This window comes from Streptomyces sp. NPDC048560 (assembly GCF_040650955.1).
GTDB lineage: Bacteria > Actinomycetota > Actinomycetes > Streptomycetales > Streptomycetaceae > Streptomyces.
In genome coordinates, this window is sequence record NZ_JBEZIJ010000010.1 from 26,084 (window position 1) to 43,127 (window position 17,044).

Annotated in this window: 13 protein-coding genes; 8 read left to right on the forward strand and 5 right to left on the reverse strand. The window is 67.9% G+C overall.

Annotated elements, in window-relative coordinates:
* Nucleotides 1–20: 20 nt before the first annotated feature.
* On the forward strand, nucleotides 21–1,352 hold the full coding sequence (locus AB0C82_RS25335) for an aminotransferase class I/II-fold pyridoxal phosphate-dependent enzyme (protein ID WP_362846024.1): 1,332 nt from the start codon (nucleotides 21–23) through the stop codon (nucleotides 1,350–1,352).
* Between the two features lie 64 nt (nucleotides 1,353–1,416).
* On the opposite strand, the gene AB0C82_RS25340 is transcribed toward AB0C82_RS25335, so the two are convergent.
* Nucleotides 1,417–2,466, reverse strand: coding sequence for a DMT family transporter (locus AB0C82_RS25340; protein WP_362846026.1), 1,050 nt, complete (start codon nucleotides 2,464–2,466; stop codon nucleotides 1,417–1,419).
* Between the two features lie 74 nt (nucleotides 2,467–2,540).
* On the opposite strand from AB0C82_RS25340, the gene AB0C82_RS25345 reads away from it, so the two are divergent.
* The gene (locus AB0C82_RS25345) at nucleotides 2,541–3,449 is read left to right on the forward strand and encodes a LysR family transcriptional regulator (protein WP_362846028.1); all 909 of its coding nucleotides are present in this window, start codon (nucleotides 2,541–2,543) and stop codon (nucleotides 3,447–3,449) included.
* Between the two features lie 133 nt (nucleotides 3,450–3,582).
* Here the strand turns inward: AB0C82_RS25345 and AB0C82_RS25350 are convergent, their stop codons facing one another.
* Nucleotides 3,583–4,053: a pyridoxamine 5'-phosphate oxidase family protein gene (locus AB0C82_RS25350; protein WP_362846030.1), complete on the reverse strand. Its 471-nt coding sequence runs from the start codon at nucleotides 4,051–4,053 to the stop codon at nucleotides 3,583–3,585.
* Between the two features lie 124 nt (nucleotides 4,054–4,177).
* Between AB0C82_RS25350 and AB0C82_RS25355 the strand changes: the two genes are divergently transcribed.
* On the forward strand, nucleotides 4,178–4,846 hold the full coding sequence (locus AB0C82_RS25355) for a cysteine hydrolase (RefSeq protein ID WP_362846032.1): 669 nt from the start codon (nucleotides 4,178–4,180) through the stop codon (nucleotides 4,844–4,846).
* On the opposite strand, the gene AB0C82_RS25360 is transcribed toward AB0C82_RS25355, so the two are convergent.
* Together AB0C82_RS25360 and AB0C82_RS25365 are read right to left on the reverse strand one after the other, a co-directional pair.
* Nucleotides 4,833–5,267 (reverse strand): Rieske (2Fe-2S) protein, encoded by a 435-nt coding sequence (locus AB0C82_RS25360; RefSeq protein ID WP_362846034.1) that lies wholly within the window; start codon nucleotides 5,265–5,267, stop codon nucleotides 4,833–4,835. The two genes, AB0C82_RS25355 and AB0C82_RS25360, sit on opposite strands and share 14 nt — an antisense overlap.
* Nucleotides 5,268–5,382: 115 nt before the next feature.
* On the reverse strand, nucleotides 5,383–5,802 hold the full coding sequence (locus tag AB0C82_RS25365; RefSeq protein WP_362846036.1) for a MerR family transcriptional regulator: 420 nt from the start codon (nucleotides 5,800–5,802) through the stop codon (nucleotides 5,383–5,385).
* A 320-nt stretch (nucleotides 5,803–6,122) separates the two neighbouring features.
* Here AB0C82_RS25365 and AB0C82_RS25370 point away from each other — a divergent pair, with 320 nt between their 5' ends.
* Both AB0C82_RS25370 and AB0C82_RS25375 read left to right on the forward strand, forming a co-directional pair.
* Nucleotides 6,123–7,610: a SulP family inorganic anion transporter gene (locus AB0C82_RS25370; protein WP_362846038.1), complete on the forward strand. Its 1,488-nt coding sequence runs from the start codon at nucleotides 6,123–6,125 to the stop codon at nucleotides 7,608–7,610.
* A 609-nt stretch (nucleotides 7,611–8,219) separates the two neighbouring features.
* Nucleotides 8,220–9,344 (forward strand): hypothetical protein, encoded by a 1,125-nt coding sequence (locus tag AB0C82_RS25375; RefSeq protein WP_362846040.1) that lies wholly within the window; start codon nucleotides 8,220–8,222, stop codon nucleotides 9,342–9,344.
* A 495-nt stretch (nucleotides 9,345–9,839) separates the two neighbouring features.
* On the opposite strand, the gene AB0C82_RS25380 is transcribed toward AB0C82_RS25375, so the two are convergent.
* Nucleotides 9,840–13,013 carry a DEAD/DEAH box helicase family protein gene (locus AB0C82_RS25380; RefSeq protein ID WP_362846042.1) on the reverse strand — a complete coding sequence of 1,058 codons (3,174 nt, stop codon included), beginning with the start codon at nucleotides 13,011–13,013 and terminating at the stop codon, nucleotides 9,840–9,842.
* Nucleotides 13,014–13,623: 610 nt separating this feature from the next.
* Here AB0C82_RS25380 and AB0C82_RS25385 point away from each other — a divergent pair.
* The 3 genes from AB0C82_RS25385 (at nucleotide 13,624) to AB0C82_RS25395 (ending at nucleotide 16,956) form a co-directional block, all read left to right on the forward strand.
* Complete coding sequence (locus tag AB0C82_RS25385) at nucleotides 13,624–14,484, forward strand: hypothetical protein (protein ID WP_362846044.1); 861 nt, start codon at nucleotides 13,624–13,626, stop codon at nucleotides 14,482–14,484.
* 514 nt (nucleotides 14,485–14,998) lie between these two features.
* Nucleotides 14,999–15,418 (forward strand): hypothetical protein, encoded by a 420-nt coding sequence (locus AB0C82_RS25390; RefSeq protein ID WP_362846046.1) that lies wholly within the window; start codon nucleotides 14,999–15,001, stop codon nucleotides 15,416–15,418.
* A 644-nt stretch (nucleotides 15,419–16,062) separates the two neighbouring features.
* Nucleotides 16,063–16,956 carry a DUF5655 domain-containing protein gene (locus AB0C82_RS25395; RefSeq protein WP_362846048.1) on the forward strand — a complete coding sequence of 298 codons (894 nt, stop codon included), beginning with the start codon at nucleotides 16,063–16,065 and terminating at the stop codon, nucleotides 16,954–16,956.
* Nucleotides 16,957–17,044: the final 88 nt, after the last annotated feature.

A 17,044-nucleotide genomic window follows, 5' to 3' on the forward strand; every position in this document is an offset into this window, starting at 1 on the left:
ACTAGTGCATAATGATGTTTGTGCTAGGAGACTATCCGATCAGTGGGCGGCGTGCATCCGAGATCGCCGCGAGTGTGGAACGGGCCGTCGGGGCGGGAGACCTGGAGCCCGGTCAGGTGCTGCCCCCCATGCGGGAGCTGGCGGCCCGTCTGGAGGTCAATCCGAATACGGTGGCGGCCGCCTACCGCACGCTCCGCGAGCGTGGGGTGATCGAGACGGCCGGGCGCCGGGGAAGCCGCGTGCGGCCGCGCCCCGCGAGTACCGAGCGCGGCTCGATCCGCGTCGAAGCGCCGCCCGGCGTACGGGACCTGGGGGAGGGGAACCCGGACCCGGACCTGCTGCCCGGTCTCGGCGATGCCCTCGCGTCGGCGGCACGCGCCGACGCGGCGCGGCCCGGCATGTACGGGGACGCGCCGGTGCTCCCGGAACTGGCGGCGCTGGCCCGGGCCGCGATGGACGCCGACGGTGTGTCACCGGGGCCGGTGACCGTGACATCAGGCGCGCTGGACGCGATCGAGCGGGTGCTTTCGGCGCATCTCAAGCCGGGTGACGGAGTCGCGGTTGAGGACCCGGGCTGGGGCAGCGTTCTCGATCTCGTACCGGCTCTGGGTCTGCACGTCGTGCCGGTCGGGGTCGACGACGAGGGGCCGCTGACCGCCGACGTGGAACAGGCGTTGCGGGGTGGCGCGCGGGCGCTGGTCATCACCGACCGGGCGCACAATCCCACGGGAGCCGCGGTGAGCGACGGCCGCGCACGGGAGCTGCGGGCGGTGCTCGCCGAGCACCCTGGCGTCCTGCTGATCGAGGACGATCACGGGCACGCGATCGTCGACATCCCGCTGCATCCGCTCACGGGGATCACGGACCGCTGGGCGTTCGTCAGGTCGGTGGCGAAGGCGTACGGACCTGATCTGCGGCTCGCCGTGCTGACAGGGGACGTGGTCACGGTCGACCGGGTGGCGGGGCGGCAGCGTCTGGGTCCCGGCTGGGTCAGCAGACTGCTGCAGCACGCCGTGGTGCACCTGTGGACCTCGAACGCCGTCGACACGGCGGCTGTCGCCCGGGCCTACGGGGAGCGGCGGGACGCACTCGTCCGGGCGCTCGCGGACCGGGGCGTGCGGGCGCACGGCCGGAGCGGGATGAACGTGTGGGTGCCCGTGAGCGACGAGACCGGGGCCGTGACCCGGCTCCTGCGCGCCGGGTGGGCGGTGGCGCCCGGCGCGCGCTTCCGGATGTCGGCACCCCAGGGGGTGCGGCTCACCGTGTCGGGCCTGACCGCCGCCGACATCGAACCGCTGGCGGACGCGGTCGCCGCGGCGGCGGGCCCGGCCCGGCCGATCAGCTTCGGCTGAGGGCCCGGCCTGTCATCTTCGGCTGAGGGCCCGCTCTGTCATCTTCGCCTGAGCGCCCGGCCGATCAGCTTCGGCTGAGCCCTCGTACCCGCTCGCCGCGCCCGGCCTCCCGCCCCGGCCGCGGCTTCCGGGGCGCTCCGGCGGACGAGCGGGCGCGGCTCTGGGTGAGGGCCGCCCCGGCGAGGACGATCAGCGCGCCGACCGGGGTGTTCCAGGTGAGCCGCTCGCCCAGCAGGGCCACTCCGGCGGCGGTGGCGATGACCGGGATGAAGTACGTCACCATCTGGGCGGTCGTCGGTCCGACCTCCTGGACCAGCTCGTACTGGAGCAGCATGGCGAAGCCCGTGCCGATCGCGCCCAGGGCCAGGACCGACAGGGTCGGCAACAGCGGGAACCCGTCGGGGGCCGCGGTGAAGAAGGGCGTGACCAGGGCGAGTTGTGCCGTCCCGACCAGGAGCTGACTGCCGGTCAGGGACAGGGCGGACGAATCGCTGCCCGTCAGCGTCCGGCGTACGTAGATCCAGCCGATCGGGTAGCAGAGGGCGGCGAGCAGCGCCATCGCCGTGCCTGCGAAGTCCAGGCCTGAGAAGCCCTGCCAGGCGCCGAGCACGGTCAGTACGCCGATGAAGCCGAGCCCGAGGCCGGCGACGCGCCGTCGGGTCGGCCGGTCCTCGGAGAGTGCGACGAGGGAGAGCGCCATGCCCCACAGGGGTGAGGTGGCGTTGCAGATGCCCGCGAGCGTCGACGGGATGGTCAGTTCCGCGTAGGCGAACAGGGAGAACGGAATCGCGTTGAGGAACAGCGCGGCGACGAACAGGTGGCCCCAGGTCTTCGCCGAGCGCGGCAGCCGCTGCCGGCGTACGGCCATGGCGACGGCGAGCACCGCCGCCCCCGAGAGCAGGCGGCCGAAGGAGACCTGGAGCGGGGCGTACCCGTCGGTCCCCACCTTGATGAGCAGGAAGCTGAATCCCCAGATGAGCGCGAGCGCCACGAAGCGGATGCGCCAGTCCACCGACCGGCGGCCGGGAGCTGCGGCTGGGTGCGCCGACGGGGTGGGAGGGTCGACGGAGGAGGGGGTCCCGGGGAATGCTCGCGGGGCGGAGGGGGCGCTCATGAGCTCAAGGATGACCAACAGAAAGGCTTAGGACAAGTGAGACTTTCTGGTGGCGTTCGCGTAGCATTTCTTACATGTTGAATCTGGAGAGGCTGCGGACGCTGGACGCACTCGCACGGCACGGCTCGGTGAGCGGGGCCGCTGACGGGCTGCACGTCACCACCTCGGCCGTCTCGCAGCAGATGGCCAAGCTGGAGCGGGAGGTCGGACAGCAACTGCTCGCCAAGAACGGCCGAGGTGTCCGCCTCACCGACGCGGGGCGGCTGCTCGCCGATCACGCGGCCCGGATTCTCTCCCAGGTGGCCCTCGCGCAGTCCGACATCGAGGCGCAGCGCGGACGCGTCGTGGGCGAGGTGCGTATCTCGGCGTTTCCCACCGCTGCCCGTGGCCTCTTTCCCTCCGCGCTCACCGCGCTGCGGGCGGACCACCCCGAACTGAAGGTCCGCACGACGGAGATGGAGCCGGAGGACGGCATCCGCGCGGTGCTCCGCGGTGACAGCGATCTCGCGGTGGTGCTCGACTGGAGCAACAAGCGCCTGCCGGTGCCCGGAGGGCTCGCCAAGGCCGAACTCCTCGACGACGCACCGGATATCGCCATGCCGGCCGGTCATCCGCTCGCGGACCGGACCGAAGTCGATCTGGAGGACTTCGCCGACGACGAGTGGGTGTCGTGGCCCGAGGGTGAATTCTGTTACGAGTGGCTGATGTTCACCCTGCGCTCCAAGGGCATCGAGCCACGCATCGCGCACCTCGCGGGCGAGCATCACACCCAACTCGCCCTGATCGCAGCCGGGTTCGGGGTGTGCGTGGCCCCCAGGCTCGGGCGCGGACCGGTCCCGGACGGCGTGCGGCTCGTGCCCGTGCGGCAGAAGATGCGGCGCCACATCCATGCGGTGTGGCGCACCGACGCGGACCGGCGGCCTTCGATCAGGGCCGCGGTCGAGGCGCTGCGCGTGGCGGGCAGGCCGCTGGACGCACCCTGACGGGCGGGCGAACACCCGTTGTCACTTCCCGACGCGTGGACGCCTGCAGTGACCTCCGGATGCGTGGACGCCCGCCGCGGGCTCCCGACGCACTGACACCTGTCGCCACTTCCCGGCGTGCAGGCCGCGGGCGCTACGCCGGGCCGGGCAGTTTCCGGAAGTCCCAGGACGTGACCGCGTCCGGCGTGAGGCGGAGCCAGGCGTGCCGGCCGTCGTGCGGCATGTCCTCCATGCCGAAGTACTTCGAGGCGAACAGCCTTTCCGGTACGTCCAGTTCGGCACAGGGCTCGCCGGTGCGAGGGGCCTCTCCTACGGCGACGGCCGAACCGGAGAGTTCCACGCCGCGCAACTCCCCGTACTCCACTCCGTCGTCGACGACCACGGCGGTCCGGGGATCCCCGCGCAACTGGGACCACCGCAGGCTCCGGGTGATGGAGTACAGCCAGAGCGACGTTCCGTCCCACACGAACCACAGCGCCCCGACGTGCGGGCGGCCGTCGTCGGAGACGGTGGCGACCCGGCACGTGCGCTGTTCGGCGAGATAGGAATCCCGCTCGCCGGGAGTCATCATGATCCGGCGGCCTCGCCGCTGGGTGGCGGTCATGGGGCTTTCCCTCCTGCTCTGCCAGTCATCTGACTGTAAGTCAGGAAAGCATGGAGCCTCTTCCTTCGTCGCGCAATGGGCGCTAGCGTCGCGCGCCCGGCCCACCCGTAGGAAATGGGGTCACGTGCCCACCAAGCAGTCCAAGGACCAACTGGCCTCGCAGCTCGATCCGGCGACCACCGTCCTGCTGACCGTCGAGTGCCAGCAGGGCGTCGTGGGTCACGACAGCGCCTTGCCGGAACTCGCCAAGGAGGCCAGGTCCTCCGGCGTACTCACACGCATCGCACGACTCGTCGCCGGGGCGCACGAGTCGGGGGTCCAGGTGGTCCACGCCGTCGCCGAGCGACGCCCGGACGGGCGGGGTGCCAACCGCAACGCCCGCCTCTTCCGGGCCGCGGCCCGACTGCCCGTCCAGCAGTACACCGGCAGTACGGCCGTGCGCGTCGCCCCGCCCATCGAGGTGGCGGACGAGGACTTCGTCGTGCGGCGGCTGCACGGCCTGTCCCCGCTGGCCGGGACGGACGTGGACGCGCTGCTGCGCAATCTCGGCTGCCGGACGCTGGTCGTCACCGGCGTATCGGCCAACGTGGCTATCCCGAACGCCGTCTTCGACGCGGTGAACCTCGGCTACACGGCGGTGGTGCCGGCCGATGCCATCGCGGGGGTGCCCGCCGAGTACACCCCCGCGATGATCCGCAACACGCTGGCGCTCGTCGCGACGATCACCACCACCGACGAGGCGCTCGCCTGCTGGCGGCGGCCGGGGCGGCAGGGAGGCGTCACGCCAGGCTGATCGAGCCGCCCTTCACCGTGATGGCCTTGGCGGGCAGTGGCTGGGTCGCGGGTCCGCCGGTCACAGCGCCTGTCTCCGCGTCGAACGTACTCCCGTGGCAGGGGCAGTTGATGACGCCGCCTGAGACGCCCTTCACGGAGCAGCCCTGGTGCGTGCACTTGGACGAGAACGCCTTGAACTCACCGGCCTTCGGCTGGGTCACCACGACGCCCTGGTCGGCGAAGACCACTCCGCCGCCCTCGGGGATGTCCGCGGCCTTGCCCAGGATCTCGCCGCCCGTCCCGGCGGCTTCCCCCTGCCCGTCCGCACCGGCCTGCTCTCCGCCGCACGCGGTGAGTGCGGCGGCCGCCCCTGCCGCACCGACCGCGGTGATGACGGTGCGGCGACCGAGGCGGACCTGACGCTCCTGCGATGCGCTCATGCCGGCATTCCCTTCATGGATACATGACGTCTCATCGGATACATGACGTCGATCATGCATACGGAAGCGCATATCGCGGTGTTCAGGAACCGGGGGAGTTTCTTCCGGGGGAGGATCAGGGTCTTTCGGTGGCGGCCGGTGTTCCGTGTTCCAGGCGGGTCCGGAGTGTGGCGGCGAATTCCTCCGCGCGGGCCAGCTGGACGCGGAGCTTGTCCATCTGTTCGGTGGCGGCCCGCTCGTACGCGCGAACGCGGTCGATCAGGGCCTCGCGCTCGTCCGCGCCCAGGCCCTCCGTGCCGTCGAGGCGGTCGGTGGTGGCCAGGAGGTCCCGCATCTGGTCGAGGGTGAAGCCGAGGGGCTTCATGCGCCGGATGACCATCAGGCGGGCGACGTCCGTCTCGGTGTAGAGCCGGAAACCGCCCTGGGAGCGGGCGGAAGGGGCGACGAGGCCCGCCCCCTCGTAGTGCCGGATGGTGCGCAGGGACAGCTCGGTCCGCGCGGCGACTTCGCCGATCTGCATGTGCCTGTCGTCCACGCGTGTGTCCTGGCCCTTCTCGTCCTGGCGGGCCGGGCCCGTACGGCCCCGCCGATCTCTACTCTAACGTTAGGGTAGAGTTCTCCGCGGTGAGGGCGCTTGTCGTGCCCCGTGCCGTGGCCGATGGCGCCCCCGGCGACCCTTTGTTCCCATGCCGGCGGACGCCTGCCACTGCCTCGTACCGCCATGACCTCCCTGGCATCAGGCTCGGTCCGCCGGCCCACCGCGGGGTGCCGACCCGGCTCCTCCGCGCCCTTCCGTACGCCCCAGCGGGGTGCGCCCGAACGCGACAGGTTTCCGTCTCCTTGTCTTCTTCCGCCGTGTCTCCCGCCGCCCGGCTGCGCCACCTGCGCCCCGACTGGCTCGCCGATCCGAGGGTGTGGCGCACCGAGGTGCTGGGCGGCCTGGTGGTCGGACTCGCGCTGATCCCGGAGGCGATCTCGTTCTCGATCATCGCCGGGGTCGATCCGGCGATCGGTCTCTTCGCCTCGTTCACGATGGCCGTGGTGATCTCGGTCGTCGGCGGCCGGCGGGCGATGATCTCGGCGGCGACCGGCGCCGTGGCGCTCGTCATCGCGCCGCTGAACCGGGAGCACGGGCTCGGGTACCTGATCGCCGCGGTGATCCTGGCGGGCGTCTTCCAGATCGTGCTCGGCGCGCTCGGGGTGGCGAAGCTCATGCGCTTCATCCCGCGGTCGGTGATGGTCGGCTTCGTCAACTCCCTCGCCATCCTGGTCTTCGTGGCGCAGATCCCCGAGATGTACGACGTGCCGTGGCCGGTCTATCCGCTCCTGGCGGGCGGTCTGGCGATGATGGTGTTCTTCCCGAAGATCACCACCGTGGTCCCGGCCCCGCTGGTCTCCATCTTCGTCCTCACGGTCATCACGGTGGCGGCCGGGATCGCGGTGCCGACCGTGGGGGACAAGGGCGAGCTGCCCTCCTCGCTGCCGGTGCCCGGCCTGCCCGATGTGCCGTTCACCATGGACACGCTGACGACGATCGCGCCGTACGCCTTCGCGATGGCGCTGGTCGGCCTGATGGAGTCGCTGATGACGGCGAAGCTGGTCGACGAGATCACGGACACTCACTCCAACAAGACCCGCGAGTCCGTCGGGCAGGGCATCGCCAACATCGTCACCGGATTCTTCGGCGGTATGGGCGGCTGCGCGATGATCGGCCAGACCATGATCAACGTCAAGGTCTCCGGCGCCCGCACACGCCTGTCCACCTTCCTGGCCGGTGTGTTCCTGATGGTCCTCTGCATCGCCTTCGGCCCGATCGTCTCCGACATCCCCATGGCCGCCCTGGTCGCCGTGATGGTGATGGTCTCGTTCGCGACGTTCGACTGGCATTCCGTCGCTCCCAGGACGCTCCGGCGTATGCCGGCCGGGGAGATCGCCGTCATGGTCATCACCGTCGGCTGTGTCGTGGTGACCCACAACCTGGCCGTCGGCGTCGTCGTCGGCTCGGTCAGTGCGATGGTGGTGTTCGCCAAGCGCGTGGCCCGCGTCGCCGACGTCACCTCGGTGACGGACCCCGGGGGCGGCACGGTGGTCTACGCCGTGACCGGAGAGCTGTTCTTCGCCTCGTCCAACGACCTCGTCGGCAGGTTCCACTACGCCACCGACCCGGACCACGTCGTCATCGACCTGAGCGCGGCCCACATCTGGGACGCCTCCTCCGTCGCAGCTCTCGACGCCATCCAGGCCAAGTACGCCCAGCGCGGCAAGACCGTCGAGATCACCGGTCTGAACGACGTCAGCGCAGACCTCCACGGCAGGCTCACCGGCGAACTGACCAGCCACTAGCCTGGGGCAATGCTCACAGAAGTCACCGCGACCCGCTATGTCACGCCCCTGCGTGAGGGCGGCTCGCTCCCCGGCATCGTCGAGGCCGACGATCTCGGTACGTACGTCATGTAGGCCCCGTGGTGGGGCCCGTGACCTGGGAGTGTTTGCCACTGCGTGGCGCTGACCTGCAGGGATGCTTCTTTCGGATCCTTTCACGGGCTTTCCTGTTTGCACGGTTCAAACTCCCCAGGGACTCCCCAGGCGGGGGTGAAACTCCCCAGCCGCTCCCCAGCGGGGGCGGCTGGGGAGGGTCTAGTAGGACCCCTGTTCGGCGGGCGTGGCCTGGCCTTCCGCTACCCGTCCGTCCCCGGCGGATCCCTTTGGTGCAGACGTGACCTGGGCGGTAGTGCGTTGATGGGATCGGAAGCCTCAGAGGACTCCCACGGCTCGGCGCCGCTCGATCGAGGTAGGGCAGCGCGGCATGGACTGCAGCCCATGCGCTGGGGGTCGGCCTAGATCGAACGGCAGTACAGGCTTCCCGGGCACCCTGTTGTCGACGAGGACGCTCGAACTTTGATGTCACCTGGCTGGCGTTCGGCCGATGCGATGCGGGATCGTTGGCTTCTGATGATCGACGATGACTCTAGGGTCGCCGACAGCGGTGAGCCGGCGGAGCCAGCCAAGCCTCGGTCGCCCTATAGCGAGCGGCCCATCGCACGCGCCCGGCAGGCGAAGGCGCAGGAACTGATCGAGCGGCTCGTCGCCGAGGGGCGCGTCCGGATCGCTGATCCCGATGACGACGAGGTCGATGAGTGGCGGCGCGTCGTCAATTACGCGAAGCGCCACGGCCTGGAGCCGGCGGGCAAACGCATCGAGAAGGTCCCTTATGGCGGGCCGGGGCTGGAGCTGTTCCTTACGGAGGGCCCGCATCCCAACGCGCGGAGCCAGCGGCAGAAGGCGGGCGGGGAGCCGGTTCCTGTCCCCGCTCGGCTGGGATACCTGCATCCGGTGGTGGCTGCGCTCAAGGACGACGAGCGTCGGTTAGTAATGCCGTCTGCGCTGCGCCGTAGGTCGCTTCTGCTGTTGCAGGGTCTGGCGGCTGAGGCGGTACGGCGAGGGTATGAGGTGCGGCCGGCACGGTCGTCCTTTTTCCCGCGCGAGGGCGGAGTGGACGTCACCGTCGATGGCTTTGCGTACACCGTCTCCGCCAGGCAAGAGTTCCCGGAGTCCACGAATCCGGAGCGCTCCGCTCGTCTCGTCGTGGAGCTTGCCCATGGTCTGACCGGTCGGCCCGGTCGATGGCGGGATCGGAAGACCCGGACACTTGAAGAAGCCCTGGGCGTGATTCTTGGAGAGATCGAAGCGCGAGCCGTCGAGGACACTCGGCGCCGGCAGGAAGAACAGCAGGCCAGGGCAGAACGCGAAGTTCGTTGGGAAGCGGCCATGGACGTGGCGAAGAAACAAGCTATTCGCGAACAACTTGCCCAGGTGCTGCGTGAAGAGGCCAGGGGGTGGCAAGAATCCGCTGCTCTCAGTGCGTACTGCATGGCACTGGAGCGTCGTATCGGCGAGTTGGACGGCGCCGTGGACGAGTCGACACTGGACTCGGCCCGAAGCTGGTTGGAGTGGGCAAGGGAATATGTAAAGTCGATAGACCCCTTGAGTGGACTTCCAGGCATGCCCCACACACGTGAACCCACGTCGGAGGAACTCAAGCCGCACATCAGGGGATGGATTCCCCACGGACCATAACGGCGTGGCTGAGGGGTGATGTGAGGGTGCTCGGCTGCGCCCAGGGGCGGTGGGAAGGCCCACGCGCGGCAGGTTTCTCGTGGCGACGGCCGCCTCGCTGCGGTGTCCCCCAGCTCCCGGGGCCCGGACGCTGTCACGCACGCACCGGCGACTCCGCCCGGCGAGGGGTGCAACTCGTCCGGCGGAGCCAGATGCCGCCAGCAGGTTCCTCGTCTGCTGGTGGTACAACAGTTGCGCCCATGCTGACCAGGCCAAAAGGTAGTTGGACGGGCCAGCCTGAATTCTCCGTCAGCCGGGCCCGGAGTCGGCGGCTCTGTGGCCGTGGGAGTCAGCGATGTAGTCGAGGACGGCAGGTCTGCTTCGGAGACCAGCCAGTCCGGGTGTGGTGTCCGCGGATACGGGCCGCCGCGTGGCAGGCGGCTGCACCGGCAGTCGGTGGGCTTGCCCGGTCCTGCTCGTGCGGATGCAGCAAGGGCGTAGGCCCGTTACAGCCGTTCAAGCGCTGCAGTACACGGTGAACGTACCCCGGGTGAGGGCGTGGACGTAGGTCTCGGCGCCGGCCAGCAGCCGCAGGTGTTCTTCGGTGCATGCAGATGCGGACAGTCCGGGCTGGGCGAGTACGGTGTGGAGCCGAGGCCGCAGCTGAGGTGCAATTTCCCGGATTCGGTAGAGCGCCTCGATGCTGCCGACCTCGAAAGGTGAGACTCCGGTTCGGGCGAGGAAGTTTCTTGCGCGTCGGTCCAGATGGTTCAGGAGCGGGCCGAGGTGGTTCTGCCGCCACTTCGCTCCGCGGACGGCTTGGCCGCACAGTTCGTACAAGTCAGCCACCCGGCCGCCAGGGGTCGGCTCGGAGGAGTATTTGCAGTGCACCAGGGTGACGACGAGTTCGTCGCCGTCGATCTTGATTCCGACCAGGTCGGCTGCTTCGCGAGCACGGTCGTCGTCGATGAGGACGTCGAATACCTGCGACTGCTGCAGGTGGGCGGAGACGTAGGCCTGGATGGAGTCGGGTTCGCGCGTAGTGGTCTGCGATTCCTTCTTGATGTCCACTCCGGCCCAGTTGAGGGTGGCGAGTCGTCTGCGGTCGAAGGGATCGAGGTTCTTGCGTGGAGCGAGCAGCCTGTCCTCGGCGGTGATCATCTTGTCGCCCGCCAGGAACAGAGTGGGCTTGTTCCGATTGATCCATTCCTCAAGCGAATACTCGTGGATTCCCGAGCGGACCCGCCCGTCCAACTCGTCGGGGGTGTAAGTCAGTCCGTTGTCGGTGAAGTGGGCGCTGTAGGCGATCTGCCCGGCAGGTGTGGTGAGTCGGATCCGGAAGGGGCCGGTAGAGGAGTGGTCCGCGACCTCCAGCGCGACATCGACGGCGGCGCAGGTGATGCCCGCGAATGAGATCTGCGGGCCGGGCCCATTGCCGGTGAACATGGACCAGGGCCATTCGGCAGCGATGAGAATGCCCTCGGGACGTTCGGTGAGGTCCTCGGGGAAGATGAACCCTTCCATGACGCTGGCCAGGTCGATGCTGGTGTCGATGAGCTTGGCTCCCTGATCGTCACACCAGTCGGTCCAGGCCTTGAGGTTGGGGGCGGTCTGCATCGACCAGAACCGCCCCGACAGGGCGGCGCTGATGGTGGTCTTCTCGCCGTTGCGGAATCCGGAGGCGGCGATGTGGGTCTGACTCTTGCCCTGCCGGTCGGCGGTAGTCAGTGCTTCGTATACGTCGCTTCCGACGTGCATGGAGAACCGGTTGAAGTGGTCCCGTGAATCCAGCAGACCCACGTTGGTGGGGATCAAGCGCTCCATGTGACCCAGTACCCGGAAGGTGGGCATACCGGTGACCGGCCGGGAGTCCACTCCCAGGACGGCCTGGGCGAGTTCCCGGTAGTCACCGGTGTTGTTCGAGCCATGGATGTAGAGCAGGCCTCGGGACCGGCTGAAGTACATGACGATCAGCTCGTAGGTGACCTGCTCCAGGGCCTGCGGGGCTCCCCAGCGCACTTCGCTTCGGTTCTCCACCACGAACCAGGCAACGGTGGACGTGGTGTTGACCGCGATGGTGCTGTCCAGTACCCGGCCTTCGCCGTAGACCGTCAACGCTCGTTCGGGAGTCCAGGTGCGATCGGGAGCTCGGTGAGCGATGGCGCTCATCTTGGGTTCCAGCACCGTGACCGACACCTCTTCAGGCGTGTCGGGGAACGAAGCCTCGAAGTCGCTGAGCTCCTCCACGCTGGCCGTGGCGCGTTCGGTGATGTCATGCAGGATCGTGTCCCAGTCGGCGTCCTCGCGCAGCAGTTCACGCAGCGGCGACAGTGCTACCGACGGATCACGGGCCACGAACACCGAGGCCGTTCCGATCGTCGAGCCCACGGAAGTGGACCGGGTGAAACGTCCGATGAACTGGATCATCGGGCTCAGGCTCTTTTTCACGTCGTGCAGCGCGGCGATCTTCAGGGCTGGCAAATCGAAGCCTTCACCGAGCATGTCGACGCATATCACGATCCGGGACGACCGATCTGCCAGAGCGGTCAATGCAGCACGCCGTGCTCGGACCGCCACATTCTCGTGCAGAATCGTCGGATTCAGGTCCGGTGCGAGGGCCTGATAGAGATTGCCCAGCTCTTTGGCCCGCGCAATACTCCTCGCCCGCACCATCACGATGTGATCGAGGCCGGCGTCCCGGTCCTCCCGTAGCTGTCCTACCGCCAGCTTCGCAAGTTCTTGGTCAGTGTCCTCCAGACTGAGTACGGCTCGGTAGTTGATCGGAGTGAAGTATCCGTCCCTTTGCGCTTCCCGCAATGGGAACCGAAAGATCGTCCGCCCGGGCACAGGGCGCCCGTCCTCTCTGTAGGGAGTGGCGGTGAACAGTAGGACGCGCCGGTCGGTGAAGGCCTCGACTACGCGCGACCAGGTGGGCGCCGGCGCGTGATGGGCCTCGTCGACCACCAGGTGACTGAACGCGGCCAGGAACACGTCGCGAGACTCCGGCTCGCAGGCCTGAAGGGCATGCGGGGTCGCGACCACCACGTTGCAGGCAGAGGAGAATGCCGCAGCATCGGCGGCGTTGTGGAAGCCGTGCTGGAGCTTTCCGACCACGGGCCGCATCACGCCCGGAGCGACAATCTGGTGTGTGTGCAGGATGCCGAGTGACTCGAACTTCGCCGCGATTTGATCACGTAGCGCCGCAGTCGGCACCAGCACCAGCAGACGCTCGGGTCGGGCTGCCACGAGCAGGGCGAGCATGGTCTCCGTTTTGCCCGTCCCGGTGGGCATCACCACGATTCCCGGGGCGGTCAACCCTGAGGCCCAGTAGCCGATCACCGAGTGCATCGCACCGATCTGGGGGCGCCGGAGCGCGTGCGGTTCGGTGTGGTCGCGGAAGCCTATGCCGTCGACGAACGAGGCCAGCACCGTCTGCGGCGAGTGAAGCGCCGTGTCGCCGATCCAGCCCAGACGCCCGGTTGTCTTGACGGTGGGTACAACAGCCGTCATCCGCTCTGGCTCTCTGCCTCCGGGTCGTATTGCCGGCCATCTTCCCTGGACGCTTGCCACCTCCATTCCGGTAGCGGTCTCCACCACATCCAAAGTGCCTGCTGGCACGAGTAGTTGCCGCACCACATTGCGGCTGAGGGTGATCTGCCGGGCCCACACATTGCTGGTCGCGACGTGCACACGTGCTCCGTTCCTTCACCAGTCCGGACTGGCGGAAAATTCGTTCCTGTGCCCCAACTCAGCCACCGCGCCCCTGACGAAACGCGGTAGGGATTTCCGTATACACCCATGAGTCGGCCACCGCACCCCATCTGCTCGGGAAACCTGCTTCAATCCCTGGGAGACCGCGCCTTCATCGGTACGAAGACGTCGTTGCGGCGCTGCAGGATCCAGCGGAGGTGGTGCAGGGTCCGGCCTCACGTAGTCATGTCCGTGGAACAAGTTCGCCCGGCCTCCGCCCACCACGACCTCTCCGGCGAAGACCCACCAGGATTCGGTGACCGGTTCCCGCGAGGAAGGGTAAGGCGCCTTCTGGGGTCGGCGCTCGGACACCTCCGGGTGGTCCGTCTGGAGGGGACCTCGTGCCTGTGGACCGTGAGGCCTGCCAGGGGCGGTTGGTCACGAAGTCATCGGCGGGGGCTTCCACCGTTGTCCTCCGATGCTTACGCCAAACCTCGTTTCGGGGTTTCCGGTTGGTAGCCGACGGACGCTTGGACAGAGCGAACCGGCTACGGAAAGGCCCGACGGATCCGCTGGATCTAGCTGTCCGCGGCATACGAACTGTGCAGTAATGACTGCCGTGGATCAGAACTCGCTGCGCAAGCTCGTTGAAGGCCAGCTCCTTCGGCTCGAGGGCAGTGCCTTCCAGGACTGCATGGACAGGCTCGGCCTGGAGCTGTATCCCGGTGACTACCAACCCGTGCGGGCGGCCGGGCCGAAGGGCGACACCAAGAACGACGGCTACTGCCCGAACGCTCGGGTGTTCTTCGCTGCGCACGCCACGCGTGGTGAGCGGATCGACAAGACCAAGGCGAAGATCTGCGGTGACTTGGAAGGCTGCCTCCACGAGCACCGCGACGTGAAGGTATGGCGCTTCCTCACAAACGACACACTGCCAGGTGAGGTCGACCAGTTCATCGACAACGAGCTTCGCCCTCGATACCGGGATGTCACCGTCGAGGTGTGGGGTATCAAGACGCTCGCTGACGAGATCAGCAAGCTCAAGAGGATGCAGGTCGACAGGATTATCGACGTCGGCACGGTGGATGAGCCAGAGTTCGAGGTCGTCATCCTTCGCCACATGAAGACGGGGCGTGATCTCTGGCCGAACCTCTCCGGCTGCCTTGGGTGGCTGGAACATGACGAGCCGGAGGACTGCACTGACGAGGAGCAGGAGCTCATAGACAGCGCCGTTCAATCCTTCCGTGACTGGAGCGACATCTCGGGAGACATCGAGTTCTCACGCTCTTCTGTACGGGACGCGCAGCGAAGTATCACCTCCATCCTGGAGGAGCTTGCAGAGAAGGGGTTCGCACTCTATTCCGCAACGAAGGACGACTACCCTCTTACTGGCGGCCCCTCGCCGATTTTGGGGACAGTAGCCATCTTCAGGATCACTCGGGTGGATCTCGCTGCGCCTACGAGCAGCTGACGGGCCCCCACGCACGAACCGCAGGATCAATGCTGTGCCGACCCGCAGCCGCCAGGAGCTACGAAGGTAGTGCCCACGGGGCTGGGGTTGGGTATGGCGCGGGGCGGCGGCCGACGGGGACGGGAGGCCCCCGCGCCACGCTCCGCGCGCTAGCAGCGGCGCCTCCGCGTATGGGTCGGTCCGTCATCACACCCCTAGGTACGACGGTGTCTGGGTGGCGTCGTGGTCGTCGGGGGAGGACGCTACATACAGAGGGCTGGCACGCTCACCGTGCAGTCCGTGCGAAGGGCGCTCTCGCTGCGGTACCTGCGTACCCGCCACGAACTCCGTCATGCAAGGGGCCGCATGGTGTGCACCCCGTCGGCCGGGTTCATGAGCTCAAGCAGGGCGCTGACAGCGGCCAGGGGCGGGGCTGCACGCCGCGCGCAGCCGGTTTCCCGCGTCTCACCCGCCCGCGGTTGGGCACCGGCTAGTCGTCATCGGCCGGACAGACAGGCAACCAAGGAGGTCGGGGATGTCCACGACGGACGACCTTGCCATCAGCGACCTGCTCACCGCCGCGCCCCTGGAGGGGCTCGACGTGCAGCTGGTCGCAGGCGACGTGGAAGAGGTACCCGCACCACCGATCACGCTCCTGTCCCAGACGGGCACTGTGTCGATCTACGACGTGAACTGCGCCACCGGAGCCAGCACGAAGTTTCTGATTCCCATCACCGCCTGGGGCTGGAAGACCCGCCTGGTCTACTTCCGCGCCAACGGGGGACGCATCGGGCTGAGCCCGATCTTCGAGTGGAACCGCTCGTTCTACGCCGGCTCCACACCCTCGGTCCGTTTCCGCGGAGCCTTGCCGGCAGGAACGAAAGACCTCGGCGCGTACTGGTGGTACGAAGGCAGCAGCACCATCTGGTGGAACAGGAAAGCGATCAACTGCTGACCTGAGAGGGGCGTGATTTCCCTGGGAGGAGGCTGCTGACCTCCTTGCCTCGTACTTCCCGCAGTCGCAGTCGGCCGCGCATCAGTGGTGACGCGCATGGCCACCCTTCGAAGGCACATCCGGTCTTGCCCCGCAGGGCTTGAACCTGTGAGGACATGCCGGTCTCATGCCAGGTTGGGGCGTGACCTCGGGTGTAAGGATGTCGGAGATCCTATTGACGAACGTGGTGCTCGACTTGATGTCGATGACCCATCATGTCGAGTGCGTCGCGATCCTTGAGCCCGTTGGAAAGGGCCTCTGACCTGCAGGTTCGGGCAGTGTGCGTTATGTGCGCTGTGTGCGTTGTGGGCGATATCTTGACGCAGATTTGACGCTCGTGACGCACGTTTGACGCACGCCCGGCGTTTTTTCTGATGGGTCGTCATCATGAGAAAGCCGCCTTCCGCACCAGGGTGAAGTCCTGGTGCGGGAGGCGGCTTTTTCGCGCCCGTCGTACTCGGCGAGGCTCCCACCCGGCCGGGGTCACGGACTTGGGTCCGACTACGTACGGTGACAGTCGTGGCTGGGCTCCCGAGCATCCTGCTGCATACCGGAAATAGATCTAGTCGGCTGCGTGTTGGCGGTAGGTCGGTACGGAGGGGGAGGTGTCGGGCCTGAAGTTGTTCAACACGAAGAGCGGCGTGACCGAGGTTGCGCCGCGTCTGGCTGAGGTCGAAGCCGATGTGCAGGACCTCGTCGAGGGGCACATGCAGACCATGCTCGGGGTCCGGTTCCTGGCGAGCGAGTACAGCACCGGACCGGTTCACGGCGGCCGGATCGACTCGTTGGGCATCGACGAGAACGGCGCACCGGTGATCGTCGAGTACAAGCGCGGAACCGACGCGGGAGTCATAAACCAGGGCCTCTTCTACATGGCCTGGCTGCTCGATCACCGGGACACGTTCCGGCACCTGGTCCGCGACCGGCTCGGGGCCCACGCCGCGGCCCAGGTGCTGTGGAGCGCACCGAGGCTGATCTGCGTGGCCGGCGACTTCACCCGCTACGACATCCACGCCGTCCGCGAGCACCGGCACGCCATTGACCTGGTCCGCTACCGGTACTTCGGCAGCGAGTACGTCGGCCTTGAGACGGTGGCCTCCTTCGCCGGCCGTGCCGCGGCGCCGAAGGCCGGGAGCCGGAGTCGGGGTACCGCGAAGGCGCAGCGGACCGGGACGGAGGCTGGGGCCATGGCGGAGCTGGCCACGGCGGTCGACGAGGTGCTGCTCGGGCTCGGTGAGGACCTCACGAAGGTCTCGAACCAGACCTACACCGCGTACCGGCGTATGCAGAACTACGCGTGCCTGGTCCCGCCGAAGAAGACCAAGCTGCTGGTCTACCTGAAGGCCGACCCGGCGACGGTCGACCTCGTGCCCGGCTTCGCGCGTGACGTGACGGGGCTCGGCCACCACGGCACCGGCGACCTGGAACTGACGCTCCAGACCGAGCGGGACCTGGAGCGCGCAGCCGGATACTTCCGGGAGAGCTACGCCCTGGCGTGATGGCCCGGTGTCCGAAGTCTGGCGACGTGCCTTGAAGGAGATTGGTGCGGGCCGGGCGACTGGGTTCGTGATGGTGCCTCTCGACGGT